Origin of the sequence: Polaribacter marinaquae (genome assembly GCF_038019025.1) — a bacterium.
Classification (GTDB): Bacteria; Bacteroidota; Bacteroidia; order Flavobacteriales; family Flavobacteriaceae; genus Polaribacter; species Polaribacter marinaquae.
In genome coordinates this window covers 1,981,310-2,001,965 of the sequence record NZ_CP150496.1, presented here as the reverse complement: position 1 = coordinate 2,001,965, position 20,656 = coordinate 1,981,310, and the positions used below count along the sequence as shown (strand labels likewise).

The 20,656-nt window shown below is 28.9% G+C and carries 24 protein-coding genes; 13 read left to right on the top strand and 11 right to left on the bottom strand.

Translation table 11 applies throughout. The features are described from left to right. Nucleotides 1-52 precede the first annotated feature (52 nt). Nucleotides 53-814 (bottom strand): DUF547 domain-containing protein, encoded by a 762-nt coding sequence (locus tag WG950_RS09065; protein WP_340931811.1) that lies wholly within the window; start codon nucleotides 812-814, stop codon nucleotides 53-55. Between the two features lie 22 nt (nucleotides 815-836). Between WG950_RS09065 and WG950_RS09060 the strand changes: the two genes are divergently transcribed. Continuing rightward, nucleotides 837-1,541 (top strand): TIGR04283 family arsenosugar biosynthesis glycosyltransferase, encoded by a 705-nt coding sequence (locus tag WG950_RS09060; protein ID WP_340931809.1) that lies wholly within the window; start codon nucleotides 837-839, stop codon nucleotides 1,539-1,541. 37 nt (nucleotides 1,542-1,578) lie between these two features. On the opposite strand, the gene WG950_RS09055 is transcribed toward WG950_RS09060, so the two are convergent. Together WG950_RS09055 and WG950_RS09050 are read right to left on the bottom strand one after the other, a co-directional pair. Beyond that, entirely contained in the window at nucleotides 1,579-1,914 is a 336-nt protein-coding gene (locus WG950_RS09055) for a hypothetical protein (protein ID WP_079737805.1), read from the bottom strand. A 145-nt stretch (nucleotides 1,915-2,059) separates the two neighbouring features. After that, complete coding sequence (locus WG950_RS09050; protein WP_340931805.1) at nucleotides 2,060-3,706, bottom strand: glycerol-3-phosphate dehydrogenase/oxidase; 1,647 nt, start codon at nucleotides 3,704-3,706, stop codon at nucleotides 2,060-2,062. A 141-nt stretch (nucleotides 3,707-3,847) separates the two neighbouring features. Here WG950_RS09050 and WG950_RS09045 point away from each other — a divergent pair, with 141 nt between their 5' ends. Continuing rightward, a complete protein-coding gene (locus WG950_RS09045) occupies nucleotides 3,848-4,282 on the top strand; it encodes a TerB family tellurite resistance protein (protein WP_340931803.1) in 435 nt (144 codons plus the stop codon). Nucleotides 4,283-4,285: 3 nt separating this feature from the next. Here the strand turns inward: WG950_RS09045 and WG950_RS09040 are convergent, their stop codons facing one another. The 4 genes from WG950_RS09040 to WG950_RS09025 are packed head-to-tail and all read right to left on the bottom strand — an operon-like array spanning nucleotide 4,286 to nucleotide 7,197. Continuing rightward, nucleotides 4,286-4,828, bottom strand: a complete 543-nt coding sequence (locus tag WG950_RS09040) for a pyridoxamine 5'-phosphate oxidase family protein (RefSeq protein WP_340931801.1) — start codon at nucleotides 4,826-4,828, stop codon at nucleotides 4,286-4,288. Nucleotides 4,829-4,830: 2 nt separating this feature from the next. After that, nucleotides 4,831-5,502 carry a LytR/AlgR family response regulator transcription factor gene (locus tag WG950_RS09035; protein ID WP_340931799.1) on the bottom strand — a complete coding sequence of 224 codons (672 nt, stop codon included), beginning with the start codon at nucleotides 5,500-5,502 and terminating at the stop codon, nucleotides 4,831-4,833. Then, nucleotides 5,499-6,554 (bottom strand): sensor histidine kinase, encoded by a 1,056-nt coding sequence (locus WG950_RS09030; protein ID WP_340931797.1) that lies wholly within the window; start codon nucleotides 6,552-6,554, stop codon nucleotides 5,499-5,501. Before WG950_RS09030 ends, WG950_RS09035 begins: the two co-directional genes overlap by 4 nt. Further along, a complete protein-coding gene (locus tag WG950_RS09025) occupies nucleotides 6,541-7,197 on the bottom strand; it encodes a hypothetical protein (protein ID WP_340931794.1) in 657 nt (218 codons plus the stop codon). The genes WG950_RS09030 and WG950_RS09025 overlap by 14 nt, the downstream gene beginning before the upstream one ends. Nucleotides 7,198-7,340: 143 nt before the next feature. On the opposite strand from WG950_RS09025, the gene WG950_RS09020 reads away from it, so the two are divergent. Beyond that, complete coding sequence (locus WG950_RS09020; protein ID WP_340931793.1) at nucleotides 7,341-8,816, top strand: Na+/H+ antiporter NhaC family protein; 1,476 nt, start codon at nucleotides 7,341-7,343, stop codon at nucleotides 8,814-8,816. Between the two features lie 98 nt (nucleotides 8,817-8,914). Here WG950_RS09020 and WG950_RS09015 read toward each other — a convergent pair whose 3' ends face one another. Genes WG950_RS09015 through pheS form a run of 3 tightly spaced genes read right to left on the bottom strand, consistent with a single transcriptional unit; the run spans nucleotide 8,915 to nucleotide 10,615 of the window. Then, nucleotides 8,915-9,310: a hypothetical protein gene (locus WG950_RS09015; RefSeq protein WP_079737810.1), complete on the bottom strand. Its 396-nt coding sequence runs from the start codon at nucleotides 9,308-9,310 to the stop codon at nucleotides 8,915-8,917. Between the two features lie 25 nt (nucleotides 9,311-9,335). Further along, nucleotides 9,336-9,596, bottom strand: coding sequence for a hypothetical protein (locus WG950_RS09010; RefSeq protein WP_340931789.1), 261 nt, complete (start codon nucleotides 9,594-9,596; stop codon nucleotides 9,336-9,338). Then, a complete protein-coding gene (gene pheS / locus WG950_RS09005) occupies nucleotides 9,596-10,615 on the bottom strand; it encodes a phenylalanine--tRNA ligase subunit alpha (protein ID WP_077810696.1) in 1,020 nt (339 codons plus the stop codon). The genes WG950_RS09010 and pheS overlap by 1 nt, the downstream gene beginning before the upstream one ends. Nucleotides 10,616-10,813: 198 nt before the next feature. On the opposite strand from pheS, the gene gdhA reads away from it, so the two are divergent. From gdhA to WG950_RS08990, 3 genes are all read left to right on the top strand, one after another. Then, nucleotides 10,814-12,169: an NADP-specific glutamate dehydrogenase gene (gene gdhA, locus WG950_RS09000; RefSeq protein WP_375240786.1), complete on the top strand. Its 1,356-nt coding sequence runs from the start codon at nucleotides 10,814-10,816 to the stop codon at nucleotides 12,167-12,169. Between the two features lie 86 nt (nucleotides 12,170-12,255). Continuing rightward, entirely contained in the window at nucleotides 12,256-12,879 is a 624-nt protein-coding gene (locus tag WG950_RS08995; protein WP_340931787.1) for a LysE family transporter, read from the top strand. Nucleotides 12,880-12,884: 5 nt separating this feature from the next. Continuing rightward, nucleotides 12,885-13,505, top strand: coding sequence for a LysE family transporter (locus tag WG950_RS08990; protein ID WP_340931785.1), 621 nt, complete (start codon nucleotides 12,885-12,887; stop codon nucleotides 13,503-13,505). A 322-nt stretch (nucleotides 13,506-13,827) separates the two neighbouring features. On the opposite strand, the gene WG950_RS08985 is transcribed toward WG950_RS08990, so the two are convergent. Then, entirely contained in the window at nucleotides 13,828-14,097 is a 270-nt protein-coding gene (locus WG950_RS08985) for a hypothetical protein (RefSeq protein WP_340931784.1), read from the bottom strand. An 84-nt stretch (nucleotides 14,098-14,181) separates the two neighbouring features. On the opposite strand from WG950_RS08985, the gene WG950_RS08980 reads away from it, so the two are divergent. From WG950_RS08980 to WG950_RS08950, 7 genes are read left to right on the top strand one after another with little or no spacing between them, the layout of a single operon-like run. Continuing rightward, nucleotides 14,182-15,021, top strand: coding sequence for an alpha/beta hydrolase family protein (locus WG950_RS08980; RefSeq protein WP_340931783.1), 840 nt, complete (start codon nucleotides 14,182-14,184; stop codon nucleotides 15,019-15,021). 60 nt (nucleotides 15,022-15,081) lie between these two features. Continuing rightward, a complete protein-coding gene (gene dinB / locus WG950_RS08975; RefSeq protein ID WP_340931782.1) occupies nucleotides 15,082-16,194 on the top strand; it encodes a DNA polymerase IV in 1,113 nt (370 codons plus the stop codon). 4 nt (nucleotides 16,195-16,198) lie between these two features. Beyond that, nucleotides 16,199-16,651 carry a GNAT family N-acetyltransferase gene (locus WG950_RS08970; protein WP_340931780.1) on the top strand — a complete coding sequence of 151 codons (453 nt, stop codon included), beginning with the start codon at nucleotides 16,199-16,201 and terminating at the stop codon, nucleotides 16,649-16,651. Next, nucleotides 16,652-17,764, top strand: a complete 1,113-nt coding sequence (locus tag WG950_RS08965; protein ID WP_340931779.1) for an NAD(P)/FAD-dependent oxidoreductase — start codon at nucleotides 16,652-16,654, stop codon at nucleotides 17,762-17,764. Further along, entirely contained in the window at nucleotides 17,757-18,884 is a 1,128-nt protein-coding gene (locus WG950_RS08960) for an NAD(P)/FAD-dependent oxidoreductase (RefSeq protein ID WP_340931778.1), read from the top strand. The genes WG950_RS08965 and WG950_RS08960 overlap by 8 nt, the downstream gene beginning before the upstream one ends. Continuing rightward, the gene (locus WG950_RS08955) at nucleotides 18,884-19,594 is read left to right on the top strand and encodes a methyltransferase domain-containing protein (protein ID WP_077810704.1); all 711 of its coding nucleotides are present in this window, start codon (nucleotides 18,884-18,886) and stop codon (nucleotides 19,592-19,594) included. The genes WG950_RS08960 and WG950_RS08955 overlap by 1 nt, the downstream gene beginning before the upstream one ends. Next, nucleotides 19,595-20,647, top strand: a complete 1,053-nt coding sequence (locus WG950_RS08950; RefSeq protein ID WP_340931777.1) for a type III polyketide synthase — start codon at nucleotides 19,595-19,597, stop codon at nucleotides 20,645-20,647. Nucleotides 20,648-20,656: the final 9 nt, after the last annotated feature.

Below are 20,656 nucleotides of genomic sequence, written 5' to 3'. Positions count from 1 at the left end.
CCTTCTATTTACTAAAATAGAAGGCTTTTTTCTAAAAATAAATATTGGTAAACTAGTTAGGAATTTTTCTGAAATTACCTAAACTTAATGTCCAATCGTAATTATTAAATTCTAATTTTTTAGGTTTTTCTGATGTAATCTTGTAATCGGCTAAAATTTGTCTTGCGCCACACAAACCACCAAAATCTGCTCTAAACCAAGAGAACAAAGAAACTGATTTGGCTGTTCTTGTATCTTTATTATATGTAGTTTGTTCTTTTAAGTATTCCGTTGTCATAAAATCGAACTCTTTATCTAAACCTTCTGCTGTAAACTTTGCTACTGGCGGACAACTTTTAGCACCACAATTTAGAGCAAAATGAATTCTCCAATCAATATTTTTTACACGTAATTTACGTTCCCATTTTGGTCTAAAATACTTTCTTAAATAACCCCAACTTAGTTTTATTCTAGATCTTCTTAAAATATCGTGTTCTATATCATCAAAAGATAAAATTTCACCAGCAATTTTTACACGTTCTTTTTTAAAATATGCGCCTCTATCTTCGTATTCTTTAGGGTTTTCTGTTAAAGATATTTGAATAAAAGAATTGTAAACATTAACCCAAAAAGCAATTTTATGCTTGTCGGTTTTTAATTGTGTCACCAAATTTTCTAAAGTACTTTCTTCTAAGATTTTAACTTCTTTTGCATACGATTTTCCATCCATAATATTTTGTAATAAATCTTGAGAAACCTCATTATAATTTATGTTATCTTGTGCAACAAGGTTAAAACTAAAAGCAAAAGCAAGTATTAAAAAAAACTGTTTCATATAAATTTACGTACGTTTAAATATGTTATTAAGTATTATTATTCCGGTATATAATGAGAAAGAAAACCTTCTAAAGAGGTTGTCGTTTTTATGTGAGCAAGCTAACAAATTTCCTTTAGAAATTATTGTTTCTAACTCTCCAGAAACTACAGATGAAAGTCCGGAAGTTTGTAAAACTTTTTCTAAAGTTACATATTTTACAAGCGATAAAAAAGGAAGAGCAGCACAAATGAATTTTGGCGCAAAAAAGGCAAACGGTGATATTTTACTTTTTTTACATGCAGATGTTGCATTACCAACTAATTTTTATTCAGAAATAATTACAGCAGTAAACCAAGGAAATAAAGCAGGTTTTTTTGCTTATAAATTTGATAAAGATTCTGCATTTTTAAACTTTAACAGCAAGTTTACAACCAAAGATGGCTTATTTGCGGGTGGCGGAGATCAATGCCAATTTTTTACCAAAGAAACATTTCATAATCTAAATGGTTTTAACGAACAGTTTTGTATTATGGAAGATTTTGAAATGATTGGTAGAGTTCGAAAACAAAAAATAAAATTTAAAATTATACAATCTAAGGCTACGGTTAGCGCTAGAAAATACGAACATAACTCTTGGTTAAAAGTAAATTTAATAAACGGTTATGTGTTTTTACAATATAAGTTAGGTGTATCACCTGTAAAGCTTCGAAAAACGTATAAAAGCCTTTTAAGAGAAAATGTATAAAAAAACCGCTTATTTGTAAAGCGGTTTCTATTTTAAATTAGTTTACTAAAGTAAGTGAAGTTATCGATTTTACTTTCTTTTTTTCTCCGGTTAAATCTCCTTCTTCGTCCATTAATTCGATTTCTTTTTCTACCCAAGTAATTGTAAATTTCTTGTTTAGATTTTCATCATCATATAAACTTATTTCTACTTCTTCGATTACATCATAAAAAAGGATTTCTTTTTTATCAGCATCTATAAATTTAAAAAAATCATCGTTTGTAATTTCAATAAATGTAGCAGTTATTGTATTTTGAATATCAGAAAATTTAGTTGTAAAAGATAAAGCCGTAGCTATAAATAGCACGAATGCTACACTGTGTATTTTTTTCATTTTTATAAAATTTAAGTTTGTTCTTATTAATAATATAGTAGCTGTTCTTTTTTCTTAAAAGAACCTGCTTTTGCTGAGGTATAACTAACTATATGTTCATAAGCCTTAAAAATTAAATTTTTATATAACAAATATATCTTTTTTATTAATTGAAATTTAAAATTGATGTTAATTTTTCATCTAATTCTTTGCTACTTTTTTCTTTCTGATTTTCTGTCCAATTAAATTGATTTTCAAATAGTTGAATTACTAAATCTTTGTGTGTATAAACACTATTAGCATCAAAAAATAAACGACCCGTTCTACGCATAAAAAAGTCTGTTGGTGTGCAAGCCATTTCGTAATTTATAGCAAACCAAACTTCTGCTTTTATCATTTTTTCTTGCATATTATCGTGCATTAAATCGTCAAATTTTTGCAAGATAATATCTGTTTGTTTTCCGTAATTATGCACTAAATATTCAGCATCTTTTTGGTTAAAATCTACTTCTGCGATTCTGTTATAAATTGCATCTGTATAACTTTGTACTTCGCTAGAATCTTTAAAATCGCCACCATTAAGAACAATCTCTTTGGTTTTAATTTCATCAAACTCTTTATCATATCTTCTTTTGTATTTTTTGGCAACTAAATCTACAATACGTTCTGCCATTTTTCTGTAACCAGTTAATTTACCACCAGCAATAGAAATTAGTTCTGTATCAGAAACAAAAATTTCATCTTTTCTAGACAATTCTGATGCAGATTTTCCTTCTTCATGAATTAAAGGTCTTAAACCAGCCCAAGAAGATTGTATATCTTCTAAAGAAATATCTATATCTGGAAACATATTATTTACCGCAGAGATTAAATAAGTTGCATCTACTAAACTTGTTTCTACGTTGTCTTTATCTTCTTGATAATTAGTATCTGTGGTGCCAAAATAAGTTACTTTACCTCTTGGAATAGCAAACATCATTCTGCCATCTGGCACATCAAAATAAACAGATTGTTTTACAGGTAATTTATCATGAGCAACAACTAAATGTACGCCCTTTGTTAAGTGCAAGCGTTTGCCTGTTTTAGAATGGTTGGTTTGTCTTAAAGTATCTACCCAAGGTCCTGTTGCATTTACTACATATTTTGCTTTAATTTCGTAATCTTCATTGGTGAAAATATCTTTTACTTTTGCGCCAACAACTTTATCGTCTTTATATATAAACTCTGTCGCTTCTGTATAATTAACAATTTTTGCATTGTAATTTAGAGCTGTTTTTAAGACTTCTAAAGTTAAACGAGCGTCGTCGGTTCTGTATTCTGCATAATAACCAGCACCATTTAATATACTTTCTGGTAAAAGAGGTTCTTTTTCTAAAGCTTCTTCTTTATCGAGCATTTTACGTTTATCTTCACCTTCTACAGAAGCTAAAATATCGTAAACTTTTAATCCGATAGAAGTTAACCAAGAACCATAAGTGCCGCCATCTATTAAAGGTAAAATCATTTTTTCTGGTACAACTAAATGTGGTGCTAGTTTGTGCACAATTGCACGTTCTGTACCCACTTCTTTTACCAACCAAAAATCAAATTGTTTTAAGTAACGTAAGCCACCATGAATAAGTTTGGTAGATTTACTACTTGTACCAGAGGCAAAGTCGTTTTTTTCTATTAAAGCAACTTTCATTCCTCTAGAAGCTGCGTCTAAAGCAATTCCTGCACCTGTAATTCCGCCGCCAATTATCAAAATATCAAATTCAGTTTCTTTTAATTCTTTGATATTATTATTTCTGTTTAAGTAAGAAAAATTGGTCATAACTAAAGTTAAGTTTTAGATTAAAATTTAATAACGATATGATACAGCAAAATACGAAAAAGCGATTCATTAGATTTATGTTTTAGCTTTTTTTTAATAGTCTTTTTACTTGTTTTTATTTATTTTTATAGAAAAAATTAAATGGCAATATCAGATTTATATTCTAGCGGACAACACAAACAAGAAATTGGTCATTTTGCTAATATTGTAAAAATTGCAAGAGCAGATGGTAAAATTACAGACGGAGAAAAAGAGTTGTTAATAAGAGCAGGAAAAAATTTAAATATAACTTTAGAAGAGTTTTCTTTAATCTTAAACAACCCAGAAAAATACCCGATAAATCCGCCAATTAATTACGATGAAAGAATAGAGCGTTTGTATCGTTTAACAAAAATGATTTTGATAGATGGTGAAGCTAAATTGATAGAAGTTGCATTAATGCGAAAAATAGCTGTTGGTCTACATTTTTCAATAAAAAGAGCAGAAAAAATTTGTGATGAAGCAATACATTTAGTTGCCAATAATAACAATTTAAACGATTTTATTAACGCTATTAAAAAAGTAGATAAAGATTAAAAATTAATCTAGTAGATGTGTTGGTAAGCCGTCTATACTTGTTTGATTTTTTTCTTTCCAGTATTTAGAAATTCCTTCTTTACCTTGTTCAGCTGCCCAATCATTTAACTCATTTCTTTCGCTTTTATATTCAAAAAACGGAATTGACATACCGCAAGAAGTTTGAGCAGATTCTACAGTAATATCAAATATCTGACGCGTTCCTGGAGTTTCTGGAAATAGATTAATTAAATCATTCCAAGAAGTATCTCCTTCTTTAATTTCTTTTCCTTTTCCGTATAAACGTAAAATATTTGGTGCGCCTTCAAAAGCACAAAACATAATAGTAATTCTATTGTTTTCTAATAAATGTGCAGCAGTTTCGTTACCGCTTCCGGTAACATTTAACCATAATACTCTATTTTCAGATACAACTCTAAAAGAATCCATACCTTTTGGAGATAAGTTAATTCTGCCAGAAGTTGGCGCAGTTGCTACAAAGAAAATTTTTTGAGTTTCAATAAATTTTTGAAGTCTAGAGGTGATTTTTGTATAGAATTTTGACATAATTATGAGTTAAAAAATTCGAGAAAAGCTTTCTTATATTTCACCCCTAAAGGTATTTTATTTGAATTAATAATTACTAAATTTCCCTCAATATAATTGATTTTCTTTTTATTGATGATAAACGATTTATGCACTTGTATAAAGCTAGATTTTGGCAATTCGCTATACATTTTAGTCAACGTTTTGTAAGTAACTAAAGTTGTATTTTCTAAATGAACTTTTATATAATCCCCTAAACTTTCTACAAAATAAATATCATCAATTTTTATTTGATGCAACTTTTTATCTGCTTTTACAATAATGTTTTCTGTTGGATGATCGTTTAATTTTTTTAATTTAGAAACTGCTTTTATAAAACGTTCAAAAGAAAAAGGTTTTAATAAATAGTCTGTAGCATCTAAGTTAAAACCATCTAAAGCGTATTCTGAATAAGCGGTTGTAAAGATAACTTTTGGTGGATTTTGTAACGATTTATAAAACGAAACTCCAGAAAGTTGTGGCATATTTATATCTAAAAAAAGCAAATCTACAGTGTTATTTTTTAAATACGCTAAAGCTTCAATGGCATTGTTACAAACGTGCAGTAAATCTAAATAATCAATCTTATTTATAAATGATTTTAATACGTTTTGAGACGAAGGTTCATCATCAATAATTAAACAACTTATATTCATTTTTCTAAATCTACAGTTAGGTGTATTGTAAAGATATTTTCTTTATTTTTTATTGTAAAGTGGTGTTTTTCTGGATAAATAATTGCTAAATTTTCTTTGATGTTTTGTAAACCAATTCCTTTCTTTTCTTTAAAAACATTGTTTGTAATTTCTTTAAAATTATTAGCAATTATAAACTCTAATTTTTTGTTTTTGGTTGATAAATGAACATCAATATACGGATTTTTTACGTCACTTTTTAATCCATGTTTAAAACTGTTTTCTAACAAAGGAAGTAGCAACATCGGGTAAATTTTTAAGCCTTTATCAACTTTGTGTTGAAAAGAAATTTTAGCATTTTTAATATGTCTATTTTTTTCGAAATTGATGTAATTTTTAATCAAATTAATTTCTTTCTCGAGAGAAATTGTATCTGTTTTTTCATTGTAAATTACATATCTTAAAATATCTGATAATTGTAGAATGGCATTGGTTATTTCTTTTTTCTCATCAATAGCAAGTGCATATAAAACGTTTAAAGAATTGAATAAAAAATGTGGATTTATTTGTGCTTTTAATATTGATAATTGGTTTTGTATTTGTTGCTTTTCTGCTTTTAAGGTTTCTTTTTCTAGTTGATTTAAATAGCTCCATTCTTCGGCTAATTTTATTAAGATGGTTAGTAAGAAGAAGACAAAAAAGATAAAATAAATTTCTAATGAATTGTGATAAGAAATAAAGAAATAATCATTAAAAAATATATTGATAAGATTATCAAAAAACCACATATTTATTTGAGCAAACAAAATAAGATTTACAATTATAAATACATAAAAAAGTAGGTGCTTTCCTTTTTTTAGAAAAGTAGGAAGCAACCAATAAATATTGATACAAACCGGAATTATCAATGTAAAAATAAAACTAGATGTATAAATATAATCAATTTTTGATGGTGATGAATTTCCAGAAAACAGAAACAAAAGTATAATAAAAGAACAACCCCATAATAATGTGTTAAACACCCAAATATTATGCGGTTTTTTTCTTTTGATAAGAGATTTATTCTTTTGCATCTGTTTTACTTAATGTAAATTTTGTTGAGGTTTCCCATTTTTCGGTATCGTTAGAAGCCATGTACTTTTTAATAAATTTTTGTAGTTCTTTAGAGCTTGCAGTTAACAAATATTTATCGTTTAAAACGCCAAATGTTTCGTGTTTAATTTTTATTTTTTTCTGTTTAAAAAGGTCTTCAATTTTGCCTTCATCTAACCATCTTATTTCAATTTCGCCATTTTTTAAAACATCATATTTAACCAAACTGTGCGTATAAATGGAATGACTTTCTAATAAATTATCGATGTTTTCTTGACGACCAAAAGGAAAAAAATCTAAATACCTTTGGTTATTTATTACAAACGGAGTTGCAATAAACAAAACCTCTTTGTCTTTGTAATCTCTTTTAATGTAATAACTGTTTTTAAACTCTTTATACAATTGTAAATCCTCACTTTTCATTTTTTCTATAGGATTTTCTTTTAGTATTTCTTCTTTAAAAGAAACAATGGTCCAAGTTCCTTTTTTAGAATCTTGCCAATTTCCAATAAAACCTTTATCAAAAGAAATTGTTTCCTTTGTATAAAAAGGATGCAAGGATTTTACCACACAAGAGCTTAAAAATAGTAAACAAGTTGCTAAAAATAGGTTTCTAATTTTCATGTTTTTAAATTTAAAGATTATGAAACCAATGAAGAAGTAAGTTGAATAAAATAAAATTATTTTAGATAAACACGTCAATTTTCTCGTTAAACACGTCAATTTTTGTTTTAATTATTACCTTTAGCAATCTTAAACACTTTTATATGGAATATGGATTTTTATCAGTAATACCGCCAATTGTAGCCATTATTTTGGCTTTAAGAACCAAGCAAGTTTACATTGCTTTGTTATTTGGTATTTGGTTTTCCTGGTTGATAATAGAAGGTTTTAATCCATTAAAAGGAACGCTTTCAATGATAGAAGGCATGGTAAACGTTTTTCAATCTAAAGGAAATACAAGAACCATAATATTTAGTGCTTTGGTTGGCGCATTGCTAATATTTATTCAATATTCTAGAGGAGTAGAAGGGTTTATAAATATTATCAACAGAAAACTTACCAAATTAGAAACTAAAAAAACAGGATACAGTAGAGTAATGGTGCAACTTTTAGCAACATTTACAGGTTTGTTGTTATTTGTAGAAACTAGTATTAGCTCTTTAACGGTTGGTACTTTGTACAGACCAATTTTTGATAAATTAAAAATCCCCAGAGAAAAATTAGCTTACATCGCAGACTCTAGTTCTGCGCCGTCATCAATATTAATTCCTTTTAATGCTTGGGGAGCTTTTATAATGGGTTTGTTATTAACACAAGGAATCGATAAACCCTTTTCTGTAATGATTGCTGCAATTAAGTATAACTTCTATCCGTTATTAGCAATCGTTATTTTGATTTTTACCATTTTATCAAAAAAAGATATTGGTTTGATGAAAAAAGCAGAACAAAGAACCAAAGAAACAGGTAAATTAATGAACGAAGGTTCTAAACCAATGGTTTCTGATGAGGTAACTTCTTTTCCGCCAAAAGAAGGAATTCAAGCAAAGGCATATAATATGATTGTGCCACTTTTGGTAATGGTTTTTATGATGCCAATTAACCTAATTTACACTGGTTGGGATGCAGTAAAAGAATCTACATCATTTTTAAATCATGCTTCACAAGCAATCGGAGAAGGTTCTGGTTCTTCTTCTGTTTTATATGCAGTAATTACGGCTCTTTTAGTAGCAATTGTAATGTATATGATTCAAGGATTTTTAAAACCAAAAGAAGCAGTAAACTTAACTTTAAAAGGAATAAGTGAGCTAATGCCTTTGGCTTTATTAATGCTATTAGCATTTGCAATTGGTGATGCTTGTAAAGAATTAGAAACCGGAGTTTACGTAGCAAATGCCACTAAAGATTGGTTGTCTCCAGAATTATTACCTGCAGTAGTTTTTATTATAAGTTCTTTTATTGCATTTTCTACAGGAACCTCTTGGGGAACTTTTGCAATTATGTTGGCTATTTCTATACCAATGGCAAATATTCATGGTGCAGATATTACAATTGTTGTTGCTGCAACTTTAGGAGGAGGAATTTTTGGAGACCATTGTTCGCCAATTTCCGATACATCTATCATTTCTTCGATGTCGTCTGCAAGTGATCATATAGACCATGTAAAAACACAATTACCTTATGCGTTAATTGGTGGTGCAATAACCGTTTTATTGTATTTAGCAATCGGGTTTTTAGGATAGATTTACTGTCCTTACAAGGAAGAATGACGAAGTAATCAGTTTTTAGAAGAGATTACTTCGTAAACTCGCAATAATAAAATTCTTTCTAAAAATAGAAACTAATTCGCTAAAATACCACGTTTTTTAATTTCGTCTATCATACGCAAAGCACCTTCTTTAATAGTGTTTTCTTTAAAGATAAACGTTTTTTCGTACAAAGTGTTTCCTTCAAAAAAAGTAACCTGAAAACGGTTGTTTAACTTAAATAATTCTGGTTGAATAAACTCGATCTTAGCAAAAGAATTTGCAGGAAGTTTTTCTAATTTTTTACGTAATAAAGAAGTTGTTTTTGTATCAGAAAAACCTTGAGACACAATCACCATCATTTCTAAATCTACATTTTTATTATTGATAATATAAATGTTCCAATCATTGGTGTTGTAAATATCATTAAATTCATAAACTACAGCCATTTCTACGCCTGTAACTTCTGGTATTTGAATGTCTTTTTTCATGAAATCTAAAAGTTTATTGTGCCAATTAAGACCAAACTTTGTAAAAGTCTTCTTTTGTAATTTCTTCTCCGTCGCAATCATCAATAGTTAATGCGCCTTCGCACAAACCACCAAATTTATCTTCTATATTATCTTCACTATATTTTACAAGTTTACCATTGTCATAAATAGTAACTTGTTTTATTACTTGGTCTGCATCATTCGTTTCAAAATACCAAACAGAGTTACCCCAATCTGCATATTCATCATCTCTGTTTTCATCCCAAAACTGTGTAAAATAATTCATTAAATAATAGATTTAAATTGTTCTAAGAAACGTTTATCATTTTCGTAAAACATTCTAATATCTGGTATTTGATATAATAACATTGCAATACGCTCTATACCCATACCAAATGCGTAACCAGAATATTTAGTTGGATCGATATTGGCGTTTTTAAGAACATTAGGATCTACCATACCACAACCCATAATTTCTAACCAACCAGTACCTTTTGTTATTCTGTAATCAGTTTCAGTTTCTAATCCCCAATAAATATCTACTTCTGCACTTGGCTCTGTAAACGGAAAATAAGAAGGTCTTAATCTAATTTTAGATTTACCAAACATCTCTTTTGTAAAGTATAAAAGGGTTTGTTTTAAATCTGCAAACGAAACATCAGTATCAATATACAAACCTTCTACTTGATGAAAAATACAGTGCGCTCTTGCAGAAATATCTTCGTTTCTAAAAACTCTACCAGGAGAAATTGTTCTAATTGGCGGTTCGTTTTCTTCCATATAACGCACTTGTACAGAAGAAGTGTGTGTTCTTAATAAAATATCTGGATCTTGCTCAATAAAGAACGTGTCTTGCATATCTCTTGCCGGATGATATTCTGGCAAGTTTAAGGCAGTAAAATTATGCCAATCGTCTTCTATTTCTGGTCCTTCAGAAACAGTAAAACCAATTCTATTAAAAACTTCTATAATTTGGTTTCTTACTAAAGAAATAGGATGTCTAGAACCTAATTCTATTGGTTCTGACGGTCTTGTTAAATCTCCATAAAAAGATTTTTCTGTTGTATTGCTTTCTAAGGCATCTGTTAATTCTGCAACTTTACCTTCTGCAGATTTTTTTAAATTATTTAGAGCTTGCCCAAAATCTTTACGTAATTCTGCATCTACATTTTTAAATTCGGCAAAAAGGTCTTTTAGTAAACCTTTGCTTCCTAAATATTTAATTCTAAAAGTTTCTACTTCATCTTTGGTTGTAGCTTTAAACGCTTGTACCTCGCCAATAAGTTCTTTTACTTTGTCTAACATTTCTTGCGTAAAATTATGCGACAAATTTAGTGTTTTTTATAGAGTTTTATCAATCTAAAGTTAAGAAAACAACAAGAGCTTTCGAAATCGATTGAAATAAGGATATCTTAGAAATAAATAAAAATACTTTTTTTATTTGCGAATTCAGAAATTAACTATCTTTGTCCCATTAAATTTTTATTAAATTCATAAAAAATTATGGCTGAAAGTATAGAGTTAAAAATAAATGAGTTTATGGAAATGGTTAAAACAAGAAATAACCATGAGCCAGAATTCTTACAAGCTGTACAAGAAGTTGCAGAAACTGTAATACCGTATATTATTAATCATGATATTTACCATGGTAAAAACATTCTATTAAGAATGGTAGAGCCAGAAAGATTGATCTCTTTTAGAGTTTCTTGGGTAGATGATAATGGAGAAATTCAAGTAAACAGAGGTTATAGAGTTCAAATGAATTCTGCAATTGGGCCTTATAAAGGTGGTTTACGTTTTCACCCAACTGTAAATGCAAGCATTTTAAAGTTTTTAGCTTTTGAGCAAGTATTTAAAAACTCTTTAACAACTTTACCAATGGGTGGAGGTAAAGGAGGTTCTGATTTTGATCCTAAAGGAAAATCAGACAATGAAATTATGCGTTTTTGTCATGCATTTATGAGCGAATTATTTAGACACATTGGTTCTAATACAGATGTACCTGCAGGAGATATTGGTGTTGGTGCTAGAGAGATTGGTTTTATGTTTGGTATGTATAAAAAACTAAACAACGAATTTACAGGTGTTTTAACTGGTAAAGGGCAATCTTGGGGTGGTTCTTTAATTAGACCAGAAGCTACAGGTTACGGTAACGTATACTTTGCAGACAATATGTTAAAACGCAAAGGAGATTCTTTTGAAGGTAAAAAAGTAGTTATTTCTGGTTCTGGTAACGTTGCACAATATGCAGCAGAAAAAGCATTAGAATTAGGTGCTACAATTTTAACTTTATCAGATTCTGGAGGATATATTTTAGACGAAGAAGGTATCGATACAGAAAAGTTACAACACGTTATGTACATTAAAAACGAAAAACGTGGTAGAATTAGCGAATACTTAGAGAAATATCCGAATGCAAAATATGTTGCAGGAGAAAGACCTTGGTCTGTTAAATGTGATGTAGCTTTACCATGTGCAACTCAAAATGAGTTAAACGGAGAAGAAGCAAAAACATTAATAGCAAACGGTTGTATGTGTGTTTCTGAAGGAGCAAATATGCCTTCTACACCAGAAGCAATTCACGAGTTTCAAAAAGGGAAAATCTTATTTGCGCCAGGTAAAGCATCTAACGCAGGTGGTGTAGCAACTTCTGGACTAGAAATGAGCCAAAACTCGTTACGTTTAAGCTGGTCTCGTAAAGAAGTAGACGAAAGATTGAAAGATATTATGGAAGATATTCATGACTCTTGTGTAGAATATGGTAAAAACGACGATGGATCTATAGACTATATAAAAGGAGCAAATATTGCTGGTTTTGTAAAAGTTGCAGATGCAATGTTAGCACAAGGGGTTGTGTAATAGAACTCTTTTAAGTTATTATAAAATTGAAACGCGTTAATTATTTAACGCGTTTTTTTGTTTTTTTGCAGATATAAAATATAAATATGGACTTCTTTATCTGTGTAATCTTAGGTTTTGTAATTGCTGCATCTGGTAGTATTACACCAAGTTTTTTAAATTTAACTGTTGTAAAGTTTAGCCTTAGAAACGGAAAAAAAGCAGCTTTTTATCTTATTGGTGGTTACGCAACCGTATTATTTTTTCAAGCAAATATTGGTGCATATTTGTCTAGTATTTTGATGAAAAACTCAGAATATATAACCTTACTTCAAAAAATAGGAACAGGACTTTTATTCTTATTATCGATTAATTTTTTCCGATTACACTTTTCATCAAAAGAGAAAAAAGTAAAAGAAGAAATACCAAAATCGAAAGCTTATTTACACGGAATAATAATGTCTTCTTTAAACACAATTGCAATTCCGTTTTACTTTACTACAATTTCACTTTTAATTGGTTTAAATTATTTTGAATATTCTTATTTAACCGGATTTTATTTTTCAATTGGTTCTACAATTGGTTCTTTTACCTTGTATTCTTTATATGCAATAGTTGCAAAAAACATAGAACACAAGTTAACATATATAGCTACAAAAATGGATTTTATTTTAGGTGCATTAACAGGCGTTGTTGCACTAGGAAATCTATTATATTTGTTATATAAATAAAATATGTGAAACTTTTATTTCTATTTTTCTTTGGGTTTTTATTTTCTTTTGCTGGTTCTATTACACCTAGCTTATTAAATATGACAGCCTTAAAAGTTAGTTTAACTAACGGAAAGAAAGCAGCGTACAAATATGCTTTTGCAGTAGCGGTTATAGTTATACCTCAAATAATTATTGCAGTTACTTTAACCAAGTTTTTAGCAGATAACCCTTCTATTTTAGCAACTCTAGAAAAAATTGCAACAGTTATTTTTATATTTTTAAGTTACTATTACTATAAAGAATCTCAAAAAAGTAAAATTAAAATAGCTAAAATGAAAACCAAAAAAGAAAACCCGTTTTTAACAGGTATAATTCTTTCTATTTTAAACATGTTTTCTATACCATTTTACTGTGGCGTAATCATTTTATTAAATGCTTACGATATGTATAATTATTCAACTTTAGATACGTTTATTTTTACAATAAGTTCTGTTTTAGGAACCTTTTATATTCTCTTTGTCTACGGAAAATTTGCACAATTTATTCAACAAAAAACAGGAAAGCTTACAAAAGATATAAACTTAATTTTATCAATTTTAACTGGTTTTGTAGCGTTATTTTCAATAGTAAAATTGTTTTTTTAATTTAAAAAAGTAATTAATAAGTTTGTAAACCGACTGATTTCTTATACAAGATAGTGTTTATGTTTTCTTTATTTCTTTATGGTTTTTTAGGTTCTTTTTTAGGTTTTACGCTACCAAGCGTACTAAATATGACTGCTTTAAAAATTAGATTAAACGCTACCAAAATAGAATTTACAAAATTTACCTTAGGCGTTTTGCTGGTGGTTTTTATGCAGGTTTGTATTTCTGTTTACATTATAGAATATTTTTCAACGAACACAGTTTTAATAGCGTTTTTAGAAAAAACGGGTATTTTGGTTCTTGTATTGTTATCGATTTACTTTTATAAACAGCATAAAAAAGAACAAAAGAAAATTGAAATTAAAACACGAAATTCTTTTTTTACAGGCATAATTTTATCCTTGTTAAACATGTTTGCAATTCCGTTTTTCTGTACAATTGTAGCCATACTTATTGCATTTAATTCTTTTAATTTCGATATAATTTTTGTCTTGTTTTTTGTTTTAGGATCTGTACTTGGTACATATTCTATATTATTATTATACGGAAAATTTGCACTTGTAATTAAACAAAAAACAGGTAAATTTACCAATCAGATCAACTTATTTTTATGTGTTTTAACTGCGATTTTTGCGTTATGTACACTTTTAAAATTTGTTCTTTAAAATTGTTTAAAATGAAAGTTATACAGAATATTCTAGTACCAGGAAAACATAAAAAACCAATTGTAACAGATGTTTTTTATAAAGAGAATAAAACACCCAAAAAAGTAGTAATTTTTTGTCATGGTTACAAAGGTTTTAAAGATTGGGGAGCATGGAATATTATGGCAAATGCATTTGCAAAAGCCGATTTTTTCTTTATAAAATTTAACTTTTCTCATAACGGTGGTACAGCAGAACAACCAATAGATTTTCCAGATTTAGAGGCTTTTGGTAATAATAATTATACCAAAGAATTAGACGATTTAGAAAGTGTATTAGATTGGGTTTCATCCGAAGAAAATTTTAAAAATGATGTTGATTTGAATCATATTACTTTAATTGGTCATAGTCGAGGTGGCGGAATCGTATTGCTTAAAGCTAATGAAGATTCGAGAATAAAAAAGGTAATTACATTGGCCGCGGTTTCAGATTTTGGTAGTAGAAGTTCTACAGTAGGCGATTTAGAAAACTGGCGAAAAAACGGTGTAAAATATGTTGTAAATGGACGAACAAAGCAAAATATGCCACATTTTTATCAATTTTACACCAATTTTAAAGAAAACGAAAATCGATTATTTATTGAAAATTCAGTAAAAAATTTAAAGATTCCGTTATTAATTATCCACGGAGATAATGATACATCAATTTCTTTAGATGAAGGAAAAAAAATAGATTCTTGGTGTTCTAACAGTAAATTAGAAATTATAGAAAATGCCGATCATGTTTTTAATGTCTCGCATCCTTGGTTACAAGAAAGTTTATCAAAAGAGTTAGAAGAAGTTAAAAATTTATGTATTCATTTTTTAGATTAAAAGGTAGTTTTCTATTGAAATAATTAATGATATTCCTGTCTAACTTCGTAATTTAGACCTATGGAATTGCAACCGCCTTTTAGAAAAATAATTCATGTAGATATGGATGCCTTTTATGCATCTGTTGCAGAATTAGACAATCCAGAATTAAAAGGAAAAGCCATTGCTGTTGGTGGCGAAGGTAGAAGAGGTGTTATTTCTGCGGCAAGTTACGAGGCAAGAAAATTTGGTGTAAGATCTGCTATGAGCGGTAGTTTAGCAAGACAAAAATGCCCGCATTTAATATTTGTTAAATCAGATTTTCCGCGTTATAAAGAAATCTCTGCGAAAGTAAGAGAAATATTTTTTGAGTACACAGATTTAGTAGAACCTCTTTCTTTAGACGAGGCGTATTTAGACGTAACAGAAAATAAAAAAGGAAATCCGTCTGCAAATGAAATAGCAAGAGAAATTCGTCAAAAAATTTTCGAAGAAACAGGTTTAAGAGCATCCGCAGGAATTTCTATAAATAAATTTATTGCAAAAGTTGCTTCTGATATTAACAAACCAAACGGTCAAAAAACCGTGCATCCAGATGAGGTAATTCAGTTTTTAGAAGAATTACCGGTAAATAAATTTTATGGTGTTGGTAAAGTAACTGCAGCAAAAATGTACAATAACGGTATTTTTGTTGGCAACGATTTAAAAAAGAAATCTCTAGAAGAACTAGTAAAACTTTTTGGTAAATCTGGCGTGCATTATTTTAATATTGTTAGAGGCATTCATAATAGTGCGGTTAAGCCAAACAGAATTAGAAAATCGTTAGCTGCAGAAAGAACTTTTAGCGAAAACATTTCTTCGGAAATCTTTATGCTAGAACGTTTAGACAAAATTGCAGACGAGTTAGAAAAACGCATGCTAAAGGCAGACACCAAAGGCAAAACAATTACTTTAAAAATAAAATATTCTGATTTTACACAACAAACTAGAAGTAAAACAAAAGGCCATTTTATGCAGAAAAAGGAAGAATTTTTTCCTATGGTAAAAGAGTTGTTATTTCAAGATGAATTGCCAAATTCAGTTAGATTATTGGGGTTGTCATTTGGTAATTTAAACACCGAAATTAAAGAACCAGTTTGGGTGCAATTAAAGTTAAAATTTAAAGAGTCAGATTTTTTTAACGAAGAAGAATAGTAGCATGAATATAGAAGTTTTTAGAACCAATGCAACACATCCAGATTTTAAGATTTTAGTAAAAGAATTAGACGCATTTCTTAAAATTACAGACCAAGATGAACATGAATTTTACAATCAATTTAATCATATTGATGTAATAAAGCATGTAGTTATATTGTATGTTGATAAAATTGCGGTAGGTTGTGGCGCTATTAAAAAGTTTGACAATTCTACTATGGAAATTAAAAGGATGTATGTTTCTAGCAATTATAGAAGCAAAGGTTTAGCACAAAAAATAATAGAAGAATTAGAAAACTGGACAAAAGAATTGGGTTTTTCTAAATGTATTTTAGAAACTGGCAAAAGACAAAAAGCAGCAGTAAAATTTTATAAAAAAAGTAAGTATAATATTATTGACAATTACGGACAATATATTGGAATGAAAAATAGTATTTGTTTCGAAAAAAACGTGTAAATGAATTACAGTTATTGGGAGTTAAAAGAATGGTTTACCAACATAGATTTTACTATTGTTGGTAGCGGAATTGTAGGTTTAAATTGTGCTTTACAATTAAAAAAACAACACCCAAAAGCAAAGGTTTTAATTTTAGAAAAAGGAATGCTACCACAAGGCGCAAGTACTAAAAATGCAGGTTTTGCTTGTTTTGGAAGTTTATCTGAAATTATAGATGATTTAAATACTCATACAACAGAAGAGGTTTTCAATTTAGTTAACAAGCGTTGGGAAGGTTTACAATTATTAAGAAGTAATTTAGGAGATAAAAACATCGATTTTCAGCAAAATAAAGGTTTTGAATTATGTAATAACAGCAGTTTTTTTGAAGAATGTATTTCTAAAAAAGATGAAATAAATCAGCTTTTAAAACCTATTTTTAAAGAGGATGTTTTTACAACATCACACAATACTTTTAGTTTTCAAAATATACATCAAGATTATATCGTTAATAATTTTGAAGGGCAAGTAGATACAGGTAAAATGATGTATCAATTGCTCTTAGAAGTTCAAAAATTAGGAGTTAAAATTTTAAATAATATATATGTTGATGCTTTTACTGAAACAGAAAGTTGGGTTGAAGTAAAAACCGATAAAATCAATTTTAAAACCAATAACTTGCTTATTGCTACAAATGGTTTTGCAAATAATTTAATAAAAGAAAAAGTGCAACCTGCAAGAGCGCAAGTTTTAATAACAAAACCTATTAAAAACTTACACATTAAAGGTACATTTCATTTAGATAAAGGTTATTATTATTTTAGAAATATACATGATAGAATTTTGTTTGGTGGCGGTAGAAATCTAGATTTTACAACCGAAGAAACAACTCTATTTGGTCAAACAGATATTATTCAGAATACATTAGAAAGTATTTTAAAAGAAACGATTTTACCAAATACAAATTTTGAAATCGACCATCGTTGGAGCGGAATTATGGGAGTTGGTAATCAGAAAAAAGCAATTGTAAAACAAATTTCTAATCATGTTTTTTGTGGTGTTCGCTTGGGCGGAATGGGCGTTGCAATTGGTAGTTTAATTGGTAAAGAATTGGCAGATTTATTAGATGAATAAGAATTATGAAATTGTAGTAATTGGCGGAGGTTTGGCAGGTTTGTGCAATGCAATTCACTTGTCTAAGTTTGGCAAAAAAGTTTTACTGATAGAAAAAAATGAATACCCAAAACATAAAGTTTGTGGTGAGTATATTTCTAATGAAGTTTTTCCTTATTTACAGTTTTTAAATATCAATCCGTTTGATTATGGAGCTATAAAAATCGATAATTTTAAATTATCAACCACAGAAAGTAAGATGATTACCGCAAAGTTACCTTTAGGCGGATTTGGTATTTCTCGTTACAAATTAGATTTTATTTTATCAGAAAAAGCCAAAGAAAATGGTGTGGTTATTTTACAAGAAACTGTTGTAGATGTTAAATATAAAGATGATGTTTTTACCGTTAAAACTAAAGAAAATAAGTGTTTTCAATCTAAAATTTGTATTGGTGCTTATGGAAAAAGATCTTTAATAGATGTAAAGCTAAATAGAGATTTTATCAAAAAGAAATCTCCTTATTTAGGTGTAAAAATACATGTAAAAGGTAATTTTCAAGAAAATTTAGTTGCGTTGCATAATTTTAAAGGCGGTTATTGTGGGGTTTCTAAAGTAGAAAATAATGCAATTAACTTGTGTTATATCACGAGTTTTTCAGCATTTAAAAAGTATAAAAATATTGACGATTTTCAAGAAAATGTAGTTTTTAAAAATAAGTTTTTAAAAGAGATTTTTAAAAATTCTAAACCAGTTTGGAACAAGCCACTTTCTATTAGTCAGATTTCGTTTGAAACCAAAAAGCCAATAGAAAATCATTTAATAATGTGTGGTGATGCTGCCGGAATGATTCATCCACTTTGTGGTAACGGAATGAGTATGGCAATACAATCTGCACAAATAGCATCTAAATTGATTCTAAATTATCTAGACGGTGTTGTCTTGTCTAGAAACGAGCTAGAAAAAGAGTATATTAAACAATGGAACAAAGAATTTAAATGGCGATTAAAAACAGGTCATTTTATAGCGATGTTGTTTAGAAAAGATAAAATTGCAGCATTTTTATTAAGAGTTTTAAGAAAATTTCCTTTTTTATTATCCATAATAATTAAACAAACTCACGGTAAATTAATTAAAATATAATGGCTTTATTAGTAGATACATCAAAAAGATCTGATCAAGAAGAATTGATGGATGATTTTTCTATTGGTGGCGATTATTTAAGAGATGTTTTAGATAAATTAGAAAATATTAATAGATGGTTAGGTGGCAATTTGGTTACCGTAAATTCCTTAAAAAAGGTATTAAAAAATCACGATAAATCTAAAGAATTAGTAATTGCAGATATTGGTTGTGGGCACGGAGATATTTTACGTGATGTAGCCAAATTCGGAAGAAAAAATGGATATAGATTTAAGTTACTAGGTATAGATGCAAACCCAACAGCTATAGAGTACGCAAAAGAACTATCTACAGAATTTACAGAGTTAACTTTTATTGTTGAAGATATTTTTTCTGATGCTTTTAAAAACAGAGAGTTTGATATTGTTTTAGCCACCTTGTTTTTTCATCATTTTAAAGAAAAACCTTTGGTTTCTTTCTTAAAAGATACATTACAACATACTAAAAAAGCAATTATTGTAAACGATTTACACAGACATAAATTAGCCTATTACTTGTTTAAATTATTGTCTGTTTTTATAAAAAATAAAATGATTATTCATGATGGTTTGATTTCTGTTTTAAGAAGTTTTAAAAGAGAAGATTTAATTAGAATGTCTAATAAATTAAATAGAAAACCACAAATTTCTTGGAAATGGGCGTTTCGTTTTCAATGGATAATTACAAAATAAATGGCAGTTAAAATAACTTCGGTAGCAAAGCAATTACCAAAATATTATAAAGAAACAAAAGATATTATTCCGTTTGTAAAATTATGGATGCAAGATCAAGAAACTCGTTTTCAAAGAAAAGTTATCAAGCTTTTTGAAGGTGCAGGCGTAGATAAACGCTATTCTATCATGGATCCGGAAGAGGTTTTTACAGCAACTTCTTTTGAAGAAAAGAATGATATTTACACAAGAGAAGTTGTGCAATTGGCAGAAAAATCTCTTAAAAAATCTTTAGATAAAGCCAATTTAAAACCTACAGATATCGATTATATAATTACGGTAAGTTGTACCGGAATCATGATTCCGTCTGTAGATGCGTATTTAATAAATTCGCTAGAAATGAAACAAGATATTGTGCGTTTGCCAGTTACAGAAATGGGTTGTGCTGCAGGTGTTTCTGGTATTATTTATGCTAAAAATTTTTTAAAAGCGAATCCGAATAAAAGAGCAGCTGTTATTGCCGTAGAGGCGCCAACGGCAACGTTTCAGTTAGAAGATTATTCGATGACAAATATTGTTTCTGCAGCTATTTTTGGCGACGGAGCTTCTGCTGTTATTTTGTCTTCGTTTGATGAAGATAAAGGCCCTAAAATTATAGACGAAGCCATGTATCATTTTTATAACGCTACTAAAATGATGGGTTTTAAATTGGTAAATACTGGTTTACAAATGATTTTAGACAAAGAAGTACCACAGACAATATCAGATCATTTTCCGGCAATAATACATCCTTTTTTAGAAAAAAATAATTTAAAGATTGATGATATCGACCATTTAATTTTTCATCCCGGAGGAAAGAAAATTGTACAAACTGTAGAAGCTTTATTTGGTGTTTTAGGTAAAAATATAGACGATACAAAAGAAGTTTTACGTTTGTACGGCAATATGTCTAGCGCCACTGTTTTATACGTTTTAGAACGTTTTATGGATAGAAATCCTGCAAAAGGAGAAAGAGGAATTATGTTAAGTTTTGGCCCTGGTTTTTCTGCACAAAGAATTTTGTTAGAGTGGTAAAAACAATAA

What these genes read in the sequence shown, in the direction of transcription:
- WG950_RS09045 (WP_340931803.1), top strand. Translation starts at nt 3,848, where the DNA reads ATGGCAATATCAGATTTATATTCTAGCGGACAACACAAACAAGAAATT.
- WG950_RS08965 (WP_340931779.1), top strand. Translation starts at nt 16,652, where the DNA reads ATGAATTACAGTTATTGGGAGTTAAAAGAATGGTTTACCAACATAGAT.
- WG950_RS09015 (WP_079737810.1), bottom strand. Translation starts at nt 9,310, where the DNA reads ATGAAAAAAGACATTCAAATACCAGAAGTTACAGGCGTAGAAATGGCT.
- WG950_RS09025 (WP_340931794.1), bottom strand. Translation starts at nt 7,197, where the DNA reads ATGAAAATTAGAAACCTATTTTTAGCAACTTGTTTACTATTTTTAAGC.
- WG950_RS09065 (WP_340931811.1), bottom strand. Translation starts at nt 814, where the DNA reads ATGAAACAGTTTTTTTTAATACTTGCTTTTGCTTTTAGTTTTAACCTT.
- WG950_RS09010 (WP_340931789.1), bottom strand. Translation starts at nt 9,596, where the DNA reads ATGAATTATTTTACACAGTTTTGGGATGAAAACAGAGATGATGAATAT.
- WG950_RS08950 (WP_340931777.1), top strand. Translation starts at nt 19,595, where the DNA reads ATGGCAGTTAAAATAACTTCGGTAGCAAAGCAATTACCAAAATATTAT.
- WG950_RS09035 (WP_340931799.1), bottom strand. Translation starts at nt 5,502, where the DNA reads ATGAATATAAGTTGTTTAATTATTGATGATGAACCTTCGTCTCAAAAC.
- WG950_RS09020 (WP_340931793.1), top strand. Translation starts at nt 7,341, where the DNA reads ATGGAATATGGATTTTTATCAGTAATACCGCCAATTGTAGCCATTATT.
- WG950_RS09040 (WP_340931801.1), bottom strand. Translation starts at nt 4,828, where the DNA reads ATGTCAAAATTCTATACAAAAATCACCTCTAGACTTCAAAAATTTATT.
- WG950_RS09060 (WP_340931809.1), top strand. Translation starts at nt 837, where the DNA reads ATGTTATTAAGTATTATTATTCCGGTATATAATGAGAAAGAAAACCTT.
- WG950_RS08980 (WP_340931783.1), top strand. Translation starts at nt 14,182, where the DNA reads ATGAAAGTTATACAGAATATTCTAGTACCAGGAAAACATAAAAAACCA.
- WG950_RS09055 (WP_079737805.1), bottom strand. Translation starts at nt 1,914, where the DNA reads ATGAAAAAAATACACAGTGTAGCATTCGTGCTATTTATAGCTACGGCT.
- gdhA (WP_375240786.1), top strand. Translation starts at nt 10,814, where the DNA reads ATGGCTGAAAGTATAGAGTTAAAAATAAATGAGTTTATGGAAATGGTT.
- WG950_RS09050 (WP_340931805.1), bottom strand. Translation starts at nt 3,706, where the DNA reads ATGACCAATTTTTCTTACTTAAACAGAAATAATAATATCAAAGAATTA.
- WG950_RS09030 (WP_340931797.1), bottom strand. Translation starts at nt 6,554, where the DNA reads ATGCAAAAGAATAAATCTCTTATCAAAAGAAAAAAACCGCATAATATT.
- dinB (WP_340931782.1), top strand. Translation starts at nt 15,082, where the DNA reads ATGGAATTGCAACCGCCTTTTAGAAAAATAATTCATGTAGATATGGAT.
- WG950_RS08960 (WP_340931778.1), top strand. Translation starts at nt 17,757, where the DNA reads ATGAATAAGAATTATGAAATTGTAGTAATTGGCGGAGGTTTGGCAGGT.
- pheS (WP_077810696.1), bottom strand. Translation starts at nt 10,615, where the DNA reads ATGTTAGACAAAGTAAAAGAACTTATTGGCGAGGTACAAGCGTTTAAA.
- WG950_RS08970 (WP_340931780.1), top strand. Translation starts at nt 16,199, where the DNA reads ATGAATATAGAAGTTTTTAGAACCAATGCAACACATCCAGATTTTAAG.
- WG950_RS08995 (WP_340931787.1), top strand. Translation starts at nt 12,256, where the DNA reads ATGGACTTCTTTATCTGTGTAATCTTAGGTTTTGTAATTGCTGCATCT.
- WG950_RS08955 (WP_077810704.1), top strand. Translation starts at nt 18,884, where the DNA reads ATGGCTTTATTAGTAGATACATCAAAAAGATCTGATCAAGAAGAATTG.